This window comes from Thermomonas sp. (assembly GCF_046293095.1).
In the GTDB taxonomy this organism is placed as follows: Bacteria; Pseudomonadota; Gammaproteobacteria; order Xanthomonadales; family Xanthomonadaceae; genus Thermomonas.
The window spans coordinates 117,527-131,811 of the sequence record NZ_JBKBPN010000002.1; the positions used below are offsets into that span (position 1 = coordinate 117,527).

15 protein-coding genes are annotated in these 14,285 nt (G+C 69.0%); 2 read left to right on the forward strand and 13 right to left on the reverse strand.

Annotation, left to right across the window (positions count from 1 at the left end; genetic code table 11):
* Positions 1–31: 31 nt before the first annotated feature.
* The 10 genes from ACK4SG_RS03930 to ccoN are packed head-to-tail and all read right to left on the reverse strand — an operon-like array spanning position 32 to position 8,847.
* The gene (locus ACK4SG_RS03930; RefSeq protein WP_409599940.1) at positions 32–754 is read right to left on the reverse strand and encodes a sulfite exporter TauE/SafE family protein; all 723 of its coding nucleotides are present in this window, start codon (positions 752–754) and stop codon (positions 32–34) included.
* A complete protein-coding gene (gene ccoS, locus ACK4SG_RS03935; protein WP_409599942.1) occupies positions 744–941 on the reverse strand; it encodes a cbb3-type cytochrome oxidase assembly protein CcoS in 198 nt (65 codons plus the stop codon). Before ccoS ends, ACK4SG_RS03930 begins: the two co-directional genes overlap by 11 nt.
* Entirely contained in the window at positions 938–3,301 is a 2,364-nt protein-coding gene (locus ACK4SG_RS03940) for a heavy metal translocating P-type ATPase (protein ID WP_409599944.1), read from the reverse strand. Before ACK4SG_RS03940 ends, ccoS begins: the two co-directional genes overlap by 4 nt.
* A gap of 14 nt (positions 3,302–3,315) precedes the next feature.
* Positions 3,316–3,831, reverse strand: coding sequence for a FixH family protein (locus ACK4SG_RS03945; protein ID WP_409599946.1), 516 nt, complete (start codon positions 3,829–3,831; stop codon positions 3,316–3,318).
* Positions 3,832–3,844: 13 nt separating this feature from the next.
* Positions 3,845–5,404, reverse strand: coding sequence for a 4Fe-4S dicluster domain-containing protein (locus tag ACK4SG_RS03950; RefSeq protein WP_409599948.1), 1,560 nt, complete (start codon positions 5,402–5,404; stop codon positions 3,845–3,847).
* A 4-nt stretch (positions 5,405–5,408) separates the two neighbouring features.
* Complete coding sequence (locus ACK4SG_RS03955; RefSeq protein WP_409599950.1) at positions 5,409–5,702, reverse strand: hypothetical protein; 294 nt, start codon at positions 5,700–5,702, stop codon at positions 5,409–5,411.
* Positions 5,699–6,637: a cytochrome-c oxidase, cbb3-type subunit III gene (ccoP, locus tag ACK4SG_RS03960; RefSeq protein WP_409599952.1), complete on the reverse strand. Its 939-nt coding sequence runs from the start codon at positions 6,635–6,637 to the stop codon at positions 5,699–5,701. The genes ACK4SG_RS03955 and ccoP overlap by 4 nt, the downstream gene beginning before the upstream one ends.
* Positions 6,634–6,774, reverse strand: coding sequence for a cbb3-type cytochrome oxidase subunit 3 (locus ACK4SG_RS03965; protein ID WP_409599954.1), 141 nt, complete (start codon positions 6,772–6,774; stop codon positions 6,634–6,636). The genes ccoP and ACK4SG_RS03965 overlap by 4 nt, the downstream gene beginning before the upstream one ends.
* On the reverse strand, positions 6,774–7,400 hold the full coding sequence (gene ccoO / locus ACK4SG_RS03970; RefSeq protein WP_409599956.1) for a cytochrome-c oxidase, cbb3-type subunit II: 627 nt from the start codon (positions 7,398–7,400) through the stop codon (positions 6,774–6,776). The genes ACK4SG_RS03965 and ccoO overlap by 1 nt, the downstream gene beginning before the upstream one ends.
* Before the next feature lie 7 nt (positions 7,401–7,407).
* Positions 7,408–8,847, reverse strand: coding sequence for a cytochrome-c oxidase, cbb3-type subunit I (gene ccoN, locus ACK4SG_RS03975; RefSeq protein ID WP_409599958.1), 1,440 nt, complete (start codon positions 8,845–8,847; stop codon positions 7,408–7,410).
* A 182-nt stretch (positions 8,848–9,029) separates the two neighbouring features.
* Between ccoN and ACK4SG_RS03980 the strand changes: the two genes are divergently transcribed.
* Both ACK4SG_RS03980 and ACK4SG_RS03985 read left to right on the forward strand, forming a co-directional pair.
* Positions 9,030–9,797, forward strand: a complete 768-nt coding sequence (locus tag ACK4SG_RS03980) for a helix-turn-helix domain-containing protein (protein ID WP_409599960.1) — start codon at positions 9,030–9,032, stop codon at positions 9,795–9,797.
* 58 nt (positions 9,798–9,855) lie between these two features.
* Positions 9,856–11,091 (forward strand): MgtC/SapB family protein, encoded by a 1,236-nt coding sequence (locus ACK4SG_RS03985; protein WP_409599962.1) that lies wholly within the window; start codon positions 9,856–9,858, stop codon positions 11,089–11,091.
* A 61-nt stretch (positions 11,092–11,152) separates the two neighbouring features.
* Here ACK4SG_RS03985 and ACK4SG_RS03990 read toward each other — a convergent pair whose 3' ends face one another.
* Genes ACK4SG_RS03990 through nirK form a run of 3 tightly spaced genes read right to left on the reverse strand, consistent with a single transcriptional unit; the run spans position 11,153 to position 14,061 of the window.
* A complete protein-coding gene (locus ACK4SG_RS03990) occupies positions 11,153–11,752 on the reverse strand; it encodes an SCO family protein (RefSeq protein WP_409599964.1) in 600 nt (199 codons plus the stop codon).
* Positions 11,749–12,531 carry a formylglycine-generating enzyme family protein gene (locus tag ACK4SG_RS03995; protein ID WP_409599966.1) on the reverse strand — a complete coding sequence of 261 codons (783 nt, stop codon included), beginning with the start codon at positions 12,529–12,531 and terminating at the stop codon, positions 11,749–11,751. Before ACK4SG_RS03995 ends, ACK4SG_RS03990 begins: the two co-directional genes overlap by 4 nt.
* Before the next feature lie 3 nt (positions 12,532–12,534).
* On the reverse strand, positions 12,535–14,061 hold the full coding sequence (gene nirK, locus ACK4SG_RS04000) for a copper-containing nitrite reductase (RefSeq protein ID WP_409599968.1): 1,527 nt from the start codon (positions 14,059–14,061) through the stop codon (positions 12,535–12,537).
* Positions 14,062–14,285 lie beyond the last annotated feature (224 nt).

Genomic DNA, 14,285 nt, shown 5'->3' on the forward strand with positions numbered 1-14,285 from the left:
ATGCAGCAGCTGCGCGGGCCTCGTGCGGCCCTCAGCCAGGCAGGCTGCGGCACCCTAATGCGGCCAGCGCGCCGTGCATGGCCGGCAGGCGCATGAGCCAAGGCGCGGCCAGGGTGAGCAAGCCGGCGGCGATCACCAGTAGCCCGGCGACCTCGCGCAGCGCGCCGCGCTGCAGGCGCTGGCCGATGCGGGCGCCGGCCCAGGTCAGCGAGGTCATCACCGGCAAGGTTCCCAACCCGAATGCAGCCATGGTCAGCGCACCATGCAGCGCGCTGGCGGACAGCCACGCCGTGGCCAGCAGGGTGGTGGACAGGCCGCAGGGCATCCAGCCCCATAGCATCCCCAGCGCGATCCGCTTGCCCGCCGTGTCGGCCGGGACCAGCCGCCGTTGCAGCGGCTGCAGCGCGCGCCACAGCCGGTTGCCGGGGCCGCCGGAGAAGCGCGGCAGGCGGCCCTTGCGGTCCAGCATGCGCAGCCCTGCGACTACCAGCACCAGGCCCGCCAGTGCGCGCATGGCAGGGCCCAGTGCCGGCAGGCGCGCGACGCCCAGCAGGCCGCCGCCCAGCCCGCCCACCAGCGCGCCGGCGATGGCGTAGCCGGCCACGCGCCCCAGGTTGGGTTGCAGCGCGGCCAGCCATCCCCGCGCATGCACGGAAAATCCGGTCGCGATGCCGCCGCACATGGCGGCGCAGTGCACGCCGCCCAGCAGGCCGGTCAGCAGCGCCGCGCCGAGGACCAGCAGGTCAACCGGCATCGTGCGGCGTCTCCTCCGGCGCGGTGTTGGCCTGCGTGGATGCGGTCGGCGGCTCGTCGCGCAGGATGTCCAGTGCCGGAGTGTCCAGATCCTCGAACTGGCCGTGTCGCACAGCCCATACGAAGACCAGCGCGGCGATGCCCACCATGACCAGGCTGATGGGGATCAGGAACAGCAGGATGTTCATGTAGCGGGCCTCCGGATCAACCGCAAGGCGTTGGCGGTGACCAGCAGCGAGGATAGCGCCATGCCCAGGGCGGCAAGCCAGGGCGTGACCCTGCCTGTGGCCGCCAGCGGCAATGCCAGCAGGTTGTAGCCGATTGCCCATGCCAGGTTTTCCCGCACGATGCGGCGGGTGCGCCGGGCGATATCGATCGCCGCCGGCACGTTGCCCAGCGAACGGCCGGACAGCACCAGGTCGGCCGAGCGCTGCGCCAGCGCGGCGCCGTCGCCAATGGCCAGCGACACGTCGGCACCGGCCAGTACCGGGGCGTCGTTGAGGCCATCGCCGACCATGGCTACGATGCGGCCCGCGTCCTGCAAGGCCCGCACCCGTGCCAGCTTGTCTTGCGGGGACTGCCGCGCATGCGCGTCCGCGATCCCCATCGCCTTGGCAAGGCGGGCCACCGGCGTGGCGGCGTCACCACTGGCCAAGTGCAGGGCCAATCCCTGCGCCCGCAGGCGCGCCACCGCGCGGGCGGCGTCCGGGCGCTCCTGCTCGGCAATCAGGAAGCGCGCGCGCGCGCCCTCGGCATTGCCCAGCCAGACCGCGCCGTCATCCTCGCCGCCGACCGCAAACGGCGCCGTGCCGATGCGCCAGCGGATACCGTCGATGGTGCCTTCCAGGCCTTGGCCTGCCACCGCGCGGAGGTCGCCCGCGGCAGGTGGATCGGCAATGCCGGCAAATGCCGCCGCCAGCGGATGGTTGCTGTCGCGCTCCAGCGCCGCAGCAATGCGCAGTGCGGCATCGGCATCGATGCCCATACAGCTGTCGATGCCCTGCAGGTGCGGCTTGCCGTCCCCCAGGGTGCCGGTCTTGTCGAACACCACGTCGGTAACGCGTGCCAGCCGTTCCAGCGCATCGGGGCGTACCGCCAGCACGCCGATCTTCGCCAGCGCACCGTGCGCGGCCGCAAGTGCGGCGGGCACCGCCAGCGACAGCGCGCAGGGGCAGCTGATCACCAGCAGAGACAGCACGACTTCGAATGCCCGCGCCGGGTCATGCACGCGCCACCAGGCATAGACCGCCGTTGCAACCACCAGCAGGCCGGCGACGAACCAGCCCGCAATGCGCTCGGTGCTGCGCGCCAGTGCTGGGCGATGTGCCTGCGCGGTTTCCACCAGCCGCACCAGCTCGGCCAGCCGGGTGCCGGTGCCCACTCCGGTGATGCGCATCCTGGCGGCGCTTTCGCGGCAGGCAGTGCCGGCATACACCGGATCACCCGCGCGTTTGGCAACCGGGGTGGACTCGCCGGTGAGCAGGGACTCTTCAAACCGGGCTTCGCCCTCCAGCAGCACGCCGTCGGCGGGGACCGGTTCGCCCACGGCAATCCGCACGACATCGCCCACCGCCAGCGCATCGACGGGCACCGACTCGCGGCTGCCATCCTGGCGCTCCCGGGTGGCGAAGGCCGGCCGCGCACGCGCCAGCGCATCCACCTGTGCGGAGGCGATGCTGCGGGCACGCTGCTCCAGCTGGCGCGCGACCAGCAGCAGGAACACGAACATCACTGCCGCATCAAACCAGACGTGGACGCCGCCGCGGACGGTTTCCCAGGTGCTGGCGGCCCACGCCAGCAAGGTGGAGCCGGCGACCAGCGTGTCCATGCCCAGCCGGCGGCCGCGGAGTTCATGCCAGGCGCCCACCAGGAAGGGCCAGCCCGCCCAGAACACCACCGGCGTGGACACCAGGAAGGTGATCCAGCGGAAGAAATCGCGGGTGGGCAGCGGCATTTCCCCGCGGGTATCGAGGTACAACGCTTCGGCAAACATCATCGCCTGCATCGCGCCCAGCCCGGCCAGGCCGATGCGCAGCAGGTCGCGGTTGCGGGCGGCGCGGCGGGCACGCTCGCGCGCCTCACCGGTCGCCAGATACGGCCGATAGCCAAGCGCGGCCAGCCGCGCCAGCAGCTGCGACAGCCGGGCGCGTGCGGGATCCCAGGCGATGCGGATGCGGCCGGTGATGGCATTGGCGGACGTGTCCAGCACGCCGTCCTCGCGGGCCAGCGCGCGGTCGATCAGCCAGGCGCAGGCAGCGCAGCGCATGCCGTCGGTGAGTACGGTGATCTCGCGCCCGCCTTCGATGGCGCGGGCGTGGCCGGCCAGCAGTTCCTCGCGGTCCCAGGCGGCCAGCGCCGGCGCGTCGGCGTCCACGCGGCCGCCGGGTGCGCTGCGCAGGCGGTAGTAGTCGTCCAGGTCGGCGTCGCGGATCCAGCGCGCCGCGGCCGCGCAGCCATCGCAGCAGAACGCCTGTTCAACGCCATCGAGGGGCAGGCGCACCGGCGCTTGCGGCAGCGGTTCGCCGCAGTGGTGGCAGGCCGCGGGCATGGCATCCACCCGCGCTAGGGCTGGGTGTCGTCCAGCGCCGGACGCAGCTGTGCGGCGCGCTGGCCGTGCGGGATGCGGCCGCGCAGGCGCCAGGCCTTGCCGTCGGCAGGGGTGAGCTGCGCAAGCCAATCGTGATCCACGGCAGGGACGGCTGCTGCGCGCCAGCCGGTGTCGGTGGCGGTCAGCGCCAGCGTCTGGTCCAGTTCGGCGCGGGTCGGGTGATGCAGGCGCAGGGTGAGCGGCGCGGCACGGTCGAATTCGCCGCTGACCGGCAGCACCTCGACGAAGCCGTGTTCGTCGTCGATGCGGACGATCGCGGACAGCTTGCGGCGGGCCGCCGCCGCGTCCGGGCCCAGGTCGGCCTGCTGCGCCTGCCCGGTGCGCTGCACCTCGTCCGGCACGGCGTCCACGCTGTCCCCGTTGGTGGCCACCTTGACCAGCAGCAGGCTGCCGACCACGGCGGCGCCGACCAGGGCCAACATCAGCCAGACGATGGGCTGCCGCCAGGGCGAGCGCGATTGGGATTGCATGCCGGGTCCTTGCTTACATCGGGCCGAAGAAGCTGCTGTCCACGGTCCGCTCGGCCTGGCCGTCGGTACTGCGGACCACGAAGGTCACCCCGTGGCGGCCATGGGTGCCGGCGGGCGCGGACAACGTCAGCGGCAGCGATGCCACCGAGCCGGCCGCGACGGGGATTGTGGACGCTTCGCGCAGGCGCAGGCCGGCGAGGTCGGAGCGCAGGGTGACCTGGTATTGCTGGGGCTGGTCCGTTTTGTTGACCAGTTTCAGCGTGTAGCCGTTCTCGATGCCCGCTGCGGTTTCGCGATACAAGGCATTGCGATCGCGCAGCACCTCGGCGATCAGTGGGCTGCGGTGCATCACGCCCCAGCCCCAGGCCGTCATCAGCCCCAGCAGGATCAGCCCGTACACCACGATGCGCGGGCGCAGCACGCGGGTCGGGGCGCCATCGATGGCGTTCTGGGTGGAATAGCGGATCAGGCCCTTCGGGTAGCCGACCTTCGCCATCACCTCGTCGCAGGCGTCGATGCAGGCGCCGCAGGCGATGCACTCGTATTGCAGGCCGTTGCGGATGTCGATGCCGGTGGGGCAGACCTGCACGCAGATCGTGCAGTCGATGCAGTCGCCCAGCTCTTCGGGCTGGAATTTTGGCAGCGGCTCTATCTCGGCGCGGTCGCCGTCCCAGGTGATGGTGCCCTTGGCATGCGCCGCCTGGGTGGCTGCCGAGGGGTGCTTGCTGGCGCGGAACACATAGTCGGTGGCGGTGCGGATATCGAGCAGGCCGCGCCCGCGCTCCAGCACGCTGGCCAGCCCGCGCTTGCGCGGCCCGCGCGGTTCGCCGCGCATGGGGTCGTAGGCGATAATCAAGGTGTTGCGGTCGAACATCGCGCTCTGGAAGCGCGCATACGGGCACATGTACTTGCAGACCTGCTCGCGCAGGAAGCCGGCGTTGCCCCAGGTGGCCAGAGCGTAGAAGAACACCCAGAAGGTTTCCCAGCCGCTCCAGCCCCAGCCGGGCACGCCCAGGAACGGTGTGCGAGCGGCCAGGTCGCGGATCGGTGTGAAGAAGCCGACAAAGGTGAACCCGGTCCACAGCGCGAACAGCAGCCAGGCCGTGTGCTTGGCGGTCTTGCGCAGGAGCTTTTCGCGCGTCCACGGGCCGGCATCCAGCTTCATCCGCTTGGGTCGGTCGCCTTCGATGGCGCTCTCCATCCAGAGGAAGACCTCGGTCCACACCGTCTGCGGGCAGGCATAGCCGCACCACAGGCGGCCCGCCAGCGCCGTGAAGAAGAACAGGGCCAGCGCCGCGATCATCAGCAGCATGGCCAGGAAGATGAAATCCTGCGGCCAGAAGGTCAGCCCGAACACCAAGAACTTGCGGGCGGGCAGATCGAACAGCACCGCCTGGTGGCCGTCCCAGTTCAACCACGGGAACACGTAGTACATGCCCAGCAGCCAGAACACGGCGGCGGTGCGCAGCCGGGTGAACAGCCCGGAGACGTCGCGTGGATAGACCTTGCGCTCGCTGACGTAGGCGCTGCCGCCCGTATCCAGCACTTCCAGGGGGATTTGCTTGTTGGTCATGGGCTCAGCGCGGCAGGGAGCGGTTGAAACGGCTGGCCGGCCGCAGCAGGATCCAGGTGAACAGGCTGGAGGAAGCGGTCGCCAGCCAGAAGGCGAAGAACCCGAGGGTATAGCCCAACCCGCGGCTGATCTGCAGCTGCGGGAAGGTCATGTCGCGCAGCGCCAGTGGGTCGACGAAGGCGAAGAACACCATGGTGGCCACCCCGGCTGCGAAGAAGCTGGGCCAGAGGATGGCCCCAACCCGCTGCGCCATGGGGCGCGGCGGGTGGTCGAAGTCCGGGGAATGGGCGTGGGTCATGGTTGCGATGCCTGCACGGTAGCCTGCGCCGGATGGGACAGCGACCAGACGTAGGCCGCGACCAGGCGGGAACGGGTGTCGCCGAGGACTGTACCCCAGGCTGGCATCACGCCGTGGCGGCCGTTGCCGATGGTCTCGCGCAGCGCCTCGCGGCTGTCGCCGTACAACCAGTAGCTGTCGGTCAGATTGGGTGCGCCGATATTCTGGTCGCCCTTGCCTTCCTTGCCATGACAGGCCACGCACACGCCCTCGTACAGCGCCTTGCCGCGCGCCGCCGCGTAGTCGCTGCGGTTGCCGCCGTCAGGATCGCCCAACTGGTGCACGTACGCGATGACGTAGTCGACTGCGTCCGGGCCACCCATGCCTTCCAGCACCTTGCCCCAGGCCGGCATCACGCCCTCGCGGCCTTCCAGCACCGAGTGCAGGATCTGGTCCGGGCTGCCACCCCAATGCCAGATGGCATCGGTGAGGTTGGGGTAGCCGGTTGCCCCCTTGCCGGCGGACCCGTGGCAGACCGCGCAGTTGTTGCCGAAGATCGCCTTGCCCAGCTTCAGCGCCTGCGGGTTGTGCGCCAGCACGTCGACGGCCTGCCCCTTGTAGGGGGCGAAGGTCTTCTCCAGCTGCGCATTGGCAAGTGCGGCGTCCCGATCATGTTCCGACTGCGATGTCCACTTGCCGTAGCCGGTGAAATTGCCGAAGCCCGGGTACCAGACCAGGTAGCCGATGCTGAAGATGATGGTCAGATAGAACAGGTTGATCCACCACTTCGGCAGGGGCTTGTTGTATTCGGTGAGGTCGCCGTCCCAGACGTGGCTGGTTTCCTCCGGCTTGGGGTCGCCCGGGCGGCGGCGGGAGCTCCACCACAGCAGCCAGGCGCAACCACCGATGTTCAGCGTGACCAGCGCGATCACGTACCACGACCATCCCGCGGTCATCGTGCACTCTCCTCGTCGGATTCCAGCGGCAGGTGCGCCGCCTCGTCGAAATCATGTTTGCGGCGCGGACTCCAGGCCCAGGCCCAGCCTGCCAGGAACAAGAACATCAGTACGGTGGTGATGATTCCCGACAGCATCACTGCCCCCTCGGCGCGTGCCGGCCCAGGCCCTGCAGATAGGCCACCAGGGCATCCATTTCCGTCTTGCCCTCGACTGCCGCCGGCGCTGCCTTGATGTCGGCCTCGCTGTAGGGGTCGCCCAGGTGCTTGAGAGCCTGCATGTGGGCTTGCACCGTGGCGCCGTCCACCAGGTTCTTGTTCAGCCACGAGAAGCTGGGCATGTTGGACTCGGGCACCACGTCGCGCGGGTTGTTCAGGTGCACGCGGTGCCAGTCATCCGAGTAGCGGCCGCCCACGCGGGCCAGATCGGGACCGGTGCGCTTGCTGCCCCACTGGAACGGACGGTCGTAGACGGACTCGCCGGCCAGTGAGTAGTGGCCGTAGCGCTCGGTCTCGAAGCGCAGGGTGCGCACCATCTGCGAATGGCAGTTGTAGCAGCCTTCGCGGATATAGATATCGCGGCCGGCCAGTTCCAGCGCGGGGTAGGGCTTGACACCCTCCAGCGGTTTGACGGCTTCGGCCTGGAACATCAGCGGGACGATCTCGGCCAGGCCGCCGAAGGAGACGGCCAAGGCGATCGCCACTGCCAGCAGGCCGACGTTCTTCTCGAGTTTTTCGTGCGGATTGTGTGCTTGTTGGCTCATGGGGTCCTCAGGCGATCGCTTCGGAGGCATCCGGCTGGAGCAGCGGCTGGTCCACTGGCTTGTCGGCGGAGCGGTAGGTCTGCCAGACGTTCCAGGCCATCAGCAGCATGCCCGACAGGACCAGCAGGCCACCGAACAGACGGCCCAGGTAGTAGGGATAGGTGGCGTTGAGCGACTCGACGAAGGTGTAGGTCAGCGTGCCGTCGGCGTTGGTGGCGCGCCACATCAGGCCCTGCATCACGCCGGCGATCCACATCGAGGCGATGTAGAACACCACGCCCAGGGTATGCAGCCAGAAGTGGGTGTCGATCAGCTTGGTCGAGAACATCTGCTTGCGGCCCAGCAGGGCGGGCAGCAGCGCGTAGATCGAGCCGATCGAGATCATCGCCACCCAGCCCAGCGCGCCGGAGTGCACGTGGCCCACCGTCCAGTCGGTGTAGTGGGACAGCGAGTTGACCGTCTTGATCGACATCATCGGTCCCTCGAACGTGCTCATCATGTAGAAGCTGAGCGAGACGATGAGGAACTTCAGGATCGGGTCGGTGCGCAGCTTATGCCACACGCCCGACAGGGTCATGATGCCGTTGATCGCGCCGCCCCAGCTGGGGGCCAGCAGGATCAGCGAGAACACCATGCCCACCGACTGCGCCCAGTCGGGCAGGGCGGTGTAGTGCAGGTGGTGCGGGCCGGCCCACATGTACACCGCGATCAGCGCCCAGAAGTGCACGATCGACAGCCGGTAGGAGTAGATCGGGCGCTGCGCCTGCTTGGGGACGAAGTAGTACATCATCCCCAGGAAGCCGGCGGTCAGGAAGAAGCCCACTGCGTTGTGGCCGTACCACCACTGCACCATCGCATCCACCGCGCCGGAATAGACCGGGTAGGACTTCATGGCGCCGGCCGGGATGGCGAGGTTGTTGACCACGTGCAGCAGCGCCACCGCGATGATGTAGGCGCCGTAGAACCAGTTGGCCACGTAGATGTGCTTGACCCGGCGCTTGGCGATGGTGCCGAAGAACAGCACCGCGTACGCCACCCAGACCACCGTGATCAGGATGTCGATGGGCCATTCCAGCTCGGCGTACTCCTTGCCTTGGGTGTAGCCCAGCGGCAGCGAGATGGCCGCGGCCACGATGACCGCCTGCCAGCCCCAGAACACGAACGCGGCCAGCTTGTCGGACAGCAGCCGCACGTGGCAGGTGCGCTGCACCACGTGCAGGCTGGTGGCGAACAGGGCCGAGCCGCCGAAGGCGAAGATCACGGCGTTGGTGTGCAGCGGGCGCAGGCGGCCGTAACTGAGCCACGGAATGCCTTCGCCCAGGGTGGGCCAGTAAAGCTGGGCGGCGATCAGGACGCCGACCAGCATGCCAACGATGCCCCAGAGCACCGTGGTGACGGCGAACTGGCGCACCACCTTGTCGTTATAGGTGCCAGTGATGGCTTGCATGTGGGACTCCCAAGTGAACGTGGCTATGCTAGTCAAGCCGCGCAAAGGGCGGCTTGATCCCGATCAAATTGTGCTGACGGGCTGCGGCCCCCGGCTGCCTTGCCAACCCTGTGTCAAGCGTGTATCCCCTTTTTGGGGCGATAATAAATGATGAATTCCGTCATGCAGGGCACAGGCAGCAGATGAGCGACCCCATTCCGCTGGATCTCGTCCGCCTGCGTCGCTCCTGCGCCGACTGCTCCCTGCAGATGCTCTGCCTGCCCGCCGGCGTCGATGCCGACGATCTCGGGCGGCTGGAATCGGTGGTCCAGCGCCGCAAGCCGCTGGCCAAGGGGGACAGCCTGTACCGCATCGGCGACCCCCTGCGAGGCGTCTTCGTTGCCAGCGAGGGCAGCTTCAAGACGGTGGTCATCAACCCGGCAGGTGAGGAGCACGTGCTGGGCTTCCACCTGCCTGGTGAGCTGTTCGGGCTGGACGCGGTGGGGACCGGCCAGCACCGCTGCGAGGCGGTGGCACTGAGCGATGCGCGCGTCTGCGAGCTGCCCTTTGCCCAGTTGTCGGACATCGCCACCAAGCTGCCCAGCCTGCAGCGCCAGCTGCTGCGGGTCATCGGCCAGAGCGCCGACCGCGACCACGACCACGTCGATGTGCTCTCCCGTCGCCAGGCCGGTGAGCGCGTGGCCCTGTTCGTGCACAGCCTGAGCGAGCGGTTCCGCCGCATCGGCCGCCCGGCGGACGACTTCCAGCTGCCGATGAGCCGCGACGAGATCGCGCGCTACCTGGGGCTGGTGCTGGAGACGGTCAGCCGCGGCTTCAGCCGGCTGCACGAAGACGGCATCATCGAAGTGCGCGGCCGCCGCGTGCGGATTCTGGACGAAGAGGCGTTGAGCCGGGCCGCCAACGGCGGCGATGGCTTCACGCCGCAGCCGCGCAAGCGCGACCGCGCCTGATCCGGCGTGCGCCGTCCGGTCGCTTGCCGGCCGGGCGGGCTTCCGGGATGCTGTCGGCATGGACTTCGACCCTGGCATCTTGCAAGGCATGGCGGTGGCGCTGGGCGTCGGTCTGCTGGTGGGCGTGGAGCGCGAGCGGCGGCGCGACGAGGATGGCTACGGCGTAGCCGGGGTGCGGACGTTTGGTCTGATCGGGTTGGCCGGTGCGTTGGCCGAGCGAGTGGGCGGTATCGGTATCTCCGTCGGCGGCGCGTTCGTGGTGCTGGCCGCGCTGGCCAGCTACCGCGGCAGCCGGGTGCGCGACCCGGGGTTGACCACCGAAGTGGCGATGCTGGTGGTGTTCCTGCTCGGCGTGCTGTCCATGCGCGAACAGGCACTGGCTGCTGGCCTGGGCGTGGCGGTGACGCTGTTGCTGGCGTCGAAGACGCGCGCGCATCACTTCGTGCGCGGCGTGCTGACCGACCAGGAACTGCACGACGCACTGCTGCTGGCTGCCGCCGCGACCGTGGTGCTGCCGCTGCTGCCAGACCATCCCATTGATCCGTGGCGCGTGCTCAACCCCCGCAAGCTGTGGCTGCTGGGAGTCATCGTGATGGCGATCAGCGCGGTCGGCCATATCGCAAGGCGCGCGTTCGGTGCCCGCGACGGGCTGCTGTTGGCGGGGTTTGCCGGAGGTTTTGCATCGAGTACCGCCACCATCGCCAGCATGGGCGCCCGCGCACGCCGCGACCCGTCGCTGGCCATGGCCTGCGCGGGTGGCGGGGTGATCTCCAACGTCAGTACCGTAGTGCAGTTGGGCGTGGTGGTGGGTCTGCTGTCGCCGCCATTGCTGGCACACCTTTGGCCCGCGCTGCTTGTCACAGGGAGTGTTGTGGTGGGCTTCGCCCTGGTCGCGGCGCGGGCGGCCCGGTCGGTACCCGCGGACCTGGCGGCACCGGTGGGTCGACCCTTCGAGCCGCGGCAGGCGCTGCTGTTCGTCGCGATCCTGGCGGTGGTGATGGTGGCTTCCGCCGCTGCGCAGGCGTGGTTGGGGAAGGCTGGACTGGGCGTGACGCTGGCCCTGTCCGGGTTGGCGGATGTCCATGCGGCGGCGGCCTCGGCGGCCCAGTTGGTGGTGGCGGGGCGGGTGGCGCCGCAGGCCGCGCTGACCGGCATTGCGCTGGCGTTCGCCACCAATTCCGCCGTCAAGCTGGGCGTGGCCTGGGCCAGCGGCGGCCGCGCCTATGCGCTGCGCCTGCTGCCAGGCGTGGTGGCGATGCTGGTGGCCTTCGTGCTGGCGCTCTGGCTGCTTTGACGCGGCCCGTAGTCTGGCGGACCGCGCCCCGACTAGGAGGGGCGCCAAGCTGGGCGGGATCTCAGTCGCCGAGCGTCTTGCGGACAATGGCGACGAATTCCGGATCGGGCTGGCTGCCGATCTTCTCGGTGCGTGCGACGATGCGGCCCTCGGCATCCACCAGGATCAACGCACTGCTGTGGTTGAAGCTGCCGTCGGCCAGCTGGCGGTAGCGGACGCCCAGCACGCCGGCCACCGCGCGCACGTCGTCGGCGCGCGGCGAGGCCAGCGTCCAGCGCGTGGCGTCCAGCTTGCGCTGGTCGATGACCTTGCGCAGCGCGGCCGGATCGTCGCGGGCCGGATCCATGCTGATCAGCACCACGCCGAGGCGCTTCTGCTGGGCAGGCGTGAGCTGGCGCTCCACCGCCTTGCCCGATTCCACGATGAGCGGGCAGATGTACTGGCACGAGGTGTAGAACATCGCAACAAGGCGCGGCTTGCCGCGCAGCGCGCGCCAGTCGCGGGTCTGGCCCTGGCTGTCGGTGAGCGGCAGCGGCAGTTGGTAGATCGAATCGCCCGGCAGGGCAGTGGCCGGCTGGGCAGCGCCCGCAGTGGTAGCGATCCCCAGCAGGGCGATGGTGGCGAGCCCGCGCAGCAGGCGTTGGATCGATGTCATGTTCATGGCGCGCTCCTCGCGCAGCGGAAGCCCAGGTTGGCAGTGGTGTCGCGGCCCTCGAGCGAGGACAGCATGGCCACGCGCATCAGTACCGCGTAGTTCTCGCGGTCGTCCATCGACAGCGCGCCGGCGCCGCAGAACTTGCCCTTGTCGGCATCTCCCTGGGTGCGGTTGTCGCCGTCCACCAGCAGCGAAGACGCGTCTTCGGTCCATTCCCACACCAGCCCGTGCAGATCCTGCACGCCATAGACGTTCGGCGCCTGCAGGCCGACCCGCGGCAGCGCGTCCTTGGACGAGCGCGCGTACCAGCGCAGGATGCGCTCGCGCCAGGCCGGGTCGCTGCGGGCGTCAAAGCGGGTTTCATCGGCCGCCGCGGCGTATTCCCACTCGTTCCAGGTCGGCAACCGCGCGCCCAGCGACTTGCAGTAGGCCTCGGCCGCGAACCAGCTCACCCATACCACCGGACGGTCCGGCAGGGCGTTCGGGCCCAGCGTATCAGCGCCGGCCCAATGCGACAGGTAGCGCCCTTCGGCGAACACCGGCGTCACCTTGTCGCGCCGCCACTCGGGATGGCGCTTCACGAAAGCCAGAAATTCGCCGTTGGTGACGGGTTCACGCATCAGCGCGAAGGTGCGTATGTCGACGCCGCTCTTCGCGTCCTCGTAGCCGAGCACCGACTTGAACCGGCCGCCCGGGATCCCGGCGTAGCGCCCCGCCACTGCGCCGGCCGCGAGGCCGGCGAGTGGCAGGACGACGAGGAGCAGTGCGGCCAGCGACTTGCGCATGGCTCAGTGGCCAGCCGAGGCGTTGGCGGGCTTGGCGGCGCGCGCGGCGGCCGCCTGTTCCTTGCTGATCTGCCCGCCCGGGTTGCCCCAGCTGTTGAGCACGTAGGTGGCGATGTTGGCCACTTCGTCGTCGGTGAGCTGGCTCATCGGCGGCATGTTGGAGTTGTACTCCTTGCCGTTCACCGTCACCGGGCCCACCAGGCCGTGGGTGATGATCTCGGGCAGCCGGTTGGGGTTGGCCTTGATGAAGGACGAGCCGGCCAGCGGCGGGAACACGCCTTCCATGCCCTTGCCGTCCGGCTGGTGGCAAGTGGAGCAGGTGCCGGCGAACAGTACCTTGCCGGCGGCGATCTGCTCCTCGCGGGTCAGGTTGCCGGCCTTGGCGGAGGCGGCCGCGGCGGCCACCGGCGCGCGGTTGGTGCCGGCGGCCTGGTCGCCCAGGTACATGGCATCGACTTCCTTGCCCGAGTAGATGTCCTTGCGGTCCTTGCCCTCGGCCTTGAGGATCGCCAGCGCACCCTTGTTGAACGCGCGGAAGATGCTGTGGTCGACCAGCACGTAGCTGCCCGGCACTTCCATGTGGAACTCCATCATCGCCGCGCCACCCGCCGGGATTAGCGTGGTCTGCACGTTCTCCTGGAAGCGGGTGCCGCCCTCGAACCAGACCTTGTCGAAGATCTCACCGATGACGTGGAAGCTGGACACCAGGTTCGGGCCGCCGTTACCCACGTACAGGCGCACCTTCTCGCCGGTCTTGGCGGTCAGGGCCTTGTCGCCTGTCAGCGCGCCTTCCATGCCGTTGAACAGCACGTAGGTCGGGTGCTCGTCGATGGCCTTCTCCATGTCGAAGCCCTGGTGGCCTTTCTCGCGGTACTTGCCGGATGTGTAGAAGTCGCCCTGCATCACGTAGTACTCGCGGTCCACCTTGGGCAACCCTTCCGGCGGTTCGACCAGGATCAGGCCGTACATGCCGTTGGCGATGTGCATGCCCACCGGTGCGGTGGCGCAGTGGTACACGAACAGGCCGGCGTTGAGCGCCTTGAAGGTGAACTGCGATTCGTGCCCGGGCGCGGTGAAGCTGGATGCCGCGCCGCCGCCGGGGCCGGTGACGCCGTGCAGGTCGATGTTGTGGGGCATCTTGCTGTCCGGCATGTTGCGCAGGTGGAACTCCACCGTGTCGCCCTGGCGCACGCGGATGAAGCTGCCCGGCACGGTGCCGCCGAAGGTCCAGAACGTGTAGGTCACGCCCTCGGAGATCGGCATTTCCTTCTCGACAACGTCGAGCGTCACGATCACCTTGGCCGGCGCGCTGCGGCCGGTCGGCGGCGGCACGTTCGGCGGCGAGGTCAGGATCGCCTGGACCGGTTCGCCCTGCGGCGGGCCGAAGTCGCCCTTGGCGGAACCGCCGGTCTCGTCCTGGTGGGTCGTGCTGCTGGCGGCCGGGTTCGGCTGCTCGAGGCGGCAGGCGGACAGGCCCAGGGTGGCCGCGACGGCCAGGGCCAAGGTGGCATACCGGACTGCGGGTTTCATGGTGAGGTTCCCCTAGCTGGTGAAGGTGGATGTGCGTGATCGGCAGCAAGCATCCGCCGTCGCTCGGGCATTGCGCGTTGATCCAGGTCAAACCGCGCCGCCGGCGTGCCGGTGGCCTGGCCTCCGCTTGACTTGGATCATCGTGCGGAGTGGATCAAGCGCAGAACCTTGCGTCCATCTTCCACGACGGGTGCTTCCCATGTCTGATTCGACATCAACGTGTT

Excerpts from the sequence above, each read along its gene's own strand:
- ACK4SG_RS03955 (WP_409599950.1), bottom strand. The coding sequence starts at position 5,702 with ATGACCCACGCCCATTCCCCGGACTTCGACCACCCGCCGCGCCCCATG.
- ACK4SG_RS03945 (WP_409599946.1), bottom strand. The coding sequence starts at position 3,831 with ATGCAATCCCAATCGCGCTCGCCCTGGCGGCAGCCCATCGTCTGGCTG.
- ACK4SG_RS03990 (WP_409599964.1), bottom strand. The coding sequence starts at position 11,752 with ATGAACATGACATCGATCCAACGCCTGCTGCGCGGGCTCGCCACCATC.
- ccoN (WP_409599958.1), bottom strand. The coding sequence starts at position 8,847 with ATGCAAGCCATCACTGGCACCTATAACGACAAGGTGGTGCGCCAGTTC.
- ccoS (WP_409599942.1), bottom strand. The coding sequence starts at position 941 with ATGAACATCCTGCTGTTCCTGATCCCCATCAGCCTGGTCATGGTGGGC.
- ccoO (WP_409599956.1), bottom strand. The coding sequence starts at position 7,400 with ATGAGCCAACAAGCACACAATCCGCACGAAAAACTCGAGAAGAACGTC.
- ACK4SG_RS03980 (WP_409599960.1), top strand. The coding sequence starts at position 9,030 with ATGAGCGACCCCATTCCGCTGGATCTCGTCCGCCTGCGTCGCTCCTGC.
- ACK4SG_RS03940 (WP_409599944.1), bottom strand. The coding sequence starts at position 3,301 with ATGCCCGCGGCCTGCCACCACTGCGGCGAACCGCTGCCGCAAGCGCCG.
- ACK4SG_RS03985 (WP_409599962.1), top strand. The coding sequence starts at position 9,856 with ATGGACTTCGACCCTGGCATCTTGCAAGGCATGGCGGTGGCGCTGGGC.
- ccoP (WP_409599952.1), bottom strand. The coding sequence starts at position 6,637 with ATGACCGCGGGATGGTCGTGGTACGTGATCGCGCTGGTCACGCTGAAC.
- nirK (WP_409599968.1), bottom strand. The coding sequence starts at position 14,061 with ATGAAACCCGCAGTCCGGTATGCCACCTTGGCCCTGGCCGTCGCGGCC.
- ACK4SG_RS03930 (WP_409599940.1), bottom strand. The coding sequence starts at position 754 with ATGCCGGTTGACCTGCTGGTCCTCGGCGCGGCGCTGCTGACCGGCCTG.
- ACK4SG_RS03950 (WP_409599948.1), bottom strand. The coding sequence starts at position 5,404 with ATGACCAACAAGCAAATCCCCCTGGAAGTGCTGGATACGGGCGGCAGC.
- ACK4SG_RS03965 (WP_409599954.1), bottom strand. The coding sequence starts at position 6,774 with ATGCTGTCGGGAATCATCACCACCGTACTGATGTTCTTGTTCCTGGCA.
- ACK4SG_RS03995 (WP_409599966.1), bottom strand. The coding sequence starts at position 12,531 with ATGCGCAAGTCGCTGGCCGCACTGCTCCTCGTCGTCCTGCCACTCGCC.